This is a genomic window from Achromobacter sp. 1011811831 (assembly GCF_059760905.1).
Genome location: NZ_JCBANG010000169.1, coordinates 1 through 4463 on the forward strand (window position 1 = coordinate 1; position 4463 = coordinate 4463).

Annotated in this window: 4 protein-coding genes; 1 reads left to right on the forward strand and 3 read right to left on the reverse strand. The window is 66.5% G+C overall.

Annotation, left to right across the window (positions count from 1 at the left end):
- Positions 1-47: 47 nt before the first annotated feature.
- The 3 genes from AC6LJ9_RS30215 to AC6LJ9_RS30225 all read right to left on the reverse strand — a co-directional run bounded on the left by AC6LJ9_RS30215 (position 48) and on the right by AC6LJ9_RS30225 (position 3194).
- Positions 48-842 (reverse strand): ABC transporter ATP-binding protein, encoded by a 795-nt coding sequence (locus AC6LJ9_RS30215; protein WP_103273679.1) that lies wholly within the window; start codon positions 840-842, stop codon positions 48-50.
- Between the two features lie 143 nt (positions 843-985).
- Positions 986-1861, reverse strand: coding sequence for an ABC transporter permease (locus tag AC6LJ9_RS30220; protein ID WP_103273678.1), 876 nt, complete (start codon positions 1859-1861; stop codon positions 986-988).
- Positions 1862-2222: 361 nt separating this feature from the next.
- A complete protein-coding gene (locus AC6LJ9_RS30225) occupies positions 2223-3194 on the reverse strand; it encodes an ABC transporter substrate-binding protein (RefSeq protein ID WP_212321203.1) in 972 nt (323 codons plus the stop codon).
- A gap of 289 nt (positions 3195-3483) precedes the next feature.
- Here AC6LJ9_RS30225 and AC6LJ9_RS30230 point away from each other — a divergent pair, with 289 nt between their 5' ends.
- Complete coding sequence (locus AC6LJ9_RS30230; protein WP_498150401.1) at positions 3484-4440, forward strand: aldo/keto reductase; 957 nt, start codon at positions 3484-3486, stop codon at positions 4438-4440.
- Positions 4441-4463 lie beyond the last annotated feature (23 nt).

A 4463-nucleotide genomic window follows, 5' to 3' on the forward strand; every position in this document is an offset into this window, starting at 1 on the left:
GTCCAGCAAAGACCGGCGGCGGGTTGAACGCGAACGCGCGGGCCCGATCAGCCCAGCAGCAACGCGTCGTCCGACAGTTTCTCGCCGCGCACGCGCTCGAACATGGCCAGCAGGTCCGGCACGTCCATGCCGCGGCGCTCGTCACCGGACACGTCCAGCACCACCTGGCCCTGATGCAGCATGACCGTGCGCTCGCCCACGTCCAGCGCCTGGCGCATGCTGTGCGTCACCATCATGGTGGTGAGCTTGCTTTCGGCGACGATGCGCGCCGTCAGCTGCAGCACGAAATCGGCGGTGCGCGGATCGAGCGCGGCGGTGTGCTCGTCCAGCAGCAGGATGCGCGACGGCTGCAGCGCCGCCATCAGCAGGCTGACAGCCTGGCGCTGACCGCCGGACAACAGGCCGATACGGTCGGCCAGGCGGTTTTCCAGGCCCAGGCCCAGCGTTGCCAGCCGCTCGCGGAAGCCTTCACGCATCGAGGCCTTGACCGCACGGCTGTAGCCGCGACGGTCGCCGCGCAGCTGCGCCAGCGCCATGTTCTCTTCGATGGTCAGGTCTTCGCAGGTCCCGGCCATCGGATCCTGGAACACGCGCGCCACCTTGGACGAGCGCGCCCACACCGGCTTGCGCGTCATGTCCACGCCGTCGATATCGATGCGGCCGGAATCCACCAGCAGATCGCCCGACACGGCGTTCAGGAAGGTGGACTTGCCGGCGCCGTTCGAGCCGATGACGGTGACGAACTGGCCCGACGGAATCTCCAGCGACAGCCCGCACAGCGCGCGCGTCTCGATCGGCGTGCCGGCGTTGAAAGTGATCTTCAGATCTTTAGCGGACAACATTCTTCAATTCTCCATTCTGCGCATAGTTCCCCCCACACACCGGCCGTCCCCGCAAGATCGGGGCAGCGCGGATCCGGCTCCGCCGGTCCGCCGCTGTGCCCCCTTGAGGGGGAAGCGCGCAGCGCTTCGGGGGTGGGCCATCTCTATTTGAGTTTTTTCTTGAGCATCGGAATGACCAGGGCAATCGTGACCAGCACCGCCGTGACCAGGTTCAGGTCCTGCGCCTTCAGGCCGATGAAGTCGCTGTTCAGCGCCAGCGCGATGAAGAAGCGGTAGACGATGGCGCCGATGATCACGGCCAGCGTGGCCAGGACCAGCTTGCGCGACGGCAGGATGCTCTCGCCCACGATCACCGCGGCCAGGCCGATCACGATGGTGCCGATGCCCATCGAGATGTCCGAGCCGCCCTGGGTCTGCGCGAACAGCGCGCCGGCCATCGCCACCAGCGCGTTCGACAGCGCCATGCCGCCCAGGATCATGCGGCCGGTGTTCACGCCCTGCGCGCGGGCCATGCGGCCGTTGGAGCCGGTGGCGCGCATCGCCAGGCCGGTCTGCGTGGCGAAGAACCAGTCCAGCAGCAGCTTGGCCAGGATCACGACCACCACCAGGATGAGCGGACGGGCCACATAGTCCGGCAGCCAGGCCGGCTGCAGGATGGAGAACATGGTGGGCTCGGTGATCAGCGGCACGTTGGGCTTGCCCATGATGCGCAGGTTGACCGAGTACAGCGCGATCATCATCAGGATGCTCGCCAGCAGGTCCATGATCTTGAGCTTGACGTTCAGCCAGCCCGTCACCAGGCCGGCGGCCGCGCCGGCGAAGGTGGCCGCGATCGTGGCCAGGAAGGGATCGGTGCCCGCGGCGATCAGCGTGGCACAGACCGCGCCGCCCAGCGGGAAGCTGCCGTCCACCGTCAGGTCCGGAAAGCGCAACAGGCGGAAGGAGATAAACACGCCCAAAGCCACCAGGCTGAAGATCAGCCCGATCTCCAACGCGCCTAACAACGAAAACAATGACATGGGTCAAATCCAATCAGATGAGAAACGAGCATATTAAAGAGTTGAAACGTCGCACTTCTTGCGTTTCGGGGTAAGTTTTACCCGAGCTTTTGCAACGAACATTTCCCCAGCGACGATTTTCGCCTGTTTTCTGCCAAAGCGCGCATGGTCCTGCCCCGGCAGCCCGATTTGGCGGCCGGCTCGCGCGCCAGGGGCACGCGGATTTCTAGCTGGGACGAGTCCCGCGCGGCCATTCCCGCCGGCGGCGGGCGCCGTGCGGCAAGACAGGAAAGCGGCGGGACGGGAAGGCAAGACAGACAGGCAGGTAAAACAAAACCCCGCTCACGCCGCAAGGCATGCGCGGGGTTTCAGGCGGGGCAGCTTACTTCACCACCACCGCGGCCGACTTGATCAGCGCGTCGGACAGCGTGACGCCCTGCTTGGCGGCTGCGCCCGGATTCACGTAGAGCTCAAGCTTGGAGCTGGTTTCCGAGGCGATGGCGCCGGGCTTCTCGCCCTTCAGGATGCGCACGACGACCTTGCCGGTCTGCACGCCCAGGTCACGGTAGTTGATGCCCAGGGCGGCGATGCCGCCGCGCTTGACGCTGTCGGTATCCGAGGCGACCAGCGGGATCTTGGCGTCGTTGCCGACCTTCACCAGCGACTCGTAGGCCGAGACCACGTTGTTGTCGGTGTTGGTGTAGATGACGTCGACCTTGCCGATCAGGCTGCGCGCGGCCGAAGCCACGTCGACCGAGCGCGGCGCGGCCGCCTCGACCAGGCTCATGCCGTACTTGGGCAGCAGCTCCTGCAGCTTCTTGACCACGACGACCGAATTGGCCTCGCCCGGGTTGTAGACCATGCCGACGCGCTTGGCGTTGGGCACGATCTTCTTGATCAGGTCGATCTGCTTGTCCAGGGCCAGCAGGTCCGACACGCCGGTGACGTTGGTGCCGGTGGGCTCCATGCTGGCGACCAGTTGGGCGGCGACCGGATCCGTCACGGCCGAGTACACGACCGGCACGTCCTTGGTGGCGGCGACGACGGCCTGGGCCGACGGCGTGGCGATGGCGACGATGGCGTCCGGCTTGTCGCCGACGAACTTGCGAGCGATCTGGGCGGCGGTGCCGTTGTTGCCCTGCGCGCTCTGGTACTGCCATTTCAGGTTCTTGCCCGGCTCATAGCCGGCTTGCTTGAGGGCGTCCTGCACGCCGTCGCGCACGGCATCCAGCGCCGGGTGCTCGACGATGGCGGTCACCGCCACCGACTTCTGCTGCGCCGACACGGGCGAGGCGATAGCCATCGCGAGCGCCATGGCGCCAACCGTCAGAAAATGTTTTTTTCCGATCAGCATAGATAAGCTCCTTGAACCTTCGGTGATTGTTCGTTGTTGGACTGTACGCCCAAGGCTGTTTTGGTTCTTTCCACGGCGGCCCCGGCGGCTTCCCGCAGGTCCGTCCGGCCGTAAAAGCCGTATAGTCTAACGTGACGCGGATCAAAAGCCTTTGCGGGGAATCCCTGAATTGGTGCATGGCGCGCGCCGCGCCCCGGATCCTGGCGCCGCCGCCCGCCCCATTCCCGATACACTGGACAATCGGGACGGTCATCCGGCCGCTCCCGGCGGCAACACAGAGGGCCTCATCATGATCAAGCGCGCGCTGGGCCGTTCCGGCCTGCAGATCCCTCCCCTGACCTTCGGCGGCAATGTCTTCGGCTGGACCGTGGACGAGGCCGGCGCCTGTTCGCTGCTGGACGCCATGGTCGACGCCGGACTGAACTTCATCGACACCGCCGACGTGTATTCGCGCTGGGCGCCGGGCAACCAGGGCGGCGAATCCGAAACCCTGATCGGCAAGTGGATCAAGCGCTCGGGCCGGCGCAGCCAGGTGCTGATCGCCACCAAGGTCGGCATGGAAATGGGGCCCGGCCGCAAGGGCCTGGCGCCCGCCTACATCCGCCAGTCGCTGGAAGCCTCGCTGTCACGGCTGCAGACGGACTACGTGGACCTGTACCAGTCGCACCAGGACGACCCCGACACGCCGCTGACCGACACGCTGGGCGCCTACGCCCGGCTGATGGAAGCGGGCAAGGTGCGCGCCATCGGCGCGTCCAACTACACGTCCGTGCGCCTGTCCGAGGCCCTGATCGCCAGCGAGCGCCACAACCTGCCGCGCTACGAGAGCGTGCAACCTGAATACAACCTGTACAAGCGCGAGGGCTTCGAGTCCGGCCTGCAATCGCTGGTGCGGGCGCAGGACATGGGCGTGATCAACTACTACGCGCTGGCCAGCGGCTTTCTCAGCGGCAAGTACCGCAGCGCCGCCGACGCGGGCAAGAGCGTGCGCGGCCGCAAGATCGTCGACACCTATCTGAACGAGCGCGGCCTGCGCATCCTGAAGGCGCTGGACGAGGTGGCCGAGGACGCGAACTGCACGCCGGCGCAGGCCGCGCTGGCCTGGCAGATCGCCCAGCCCGGCATCACCTCGCCCATCGTCAGCGCCACCTCGCTGGACCAGCTCGACGAACTGGTCAAGGCCGCCAGCCTGGCGCTCAGCCGCGACCAGATCGCCAAGCTCAGCCGGGCCAGCGACTGGCGCTGAAGAAAAAGGCGGCGGGCGCAACG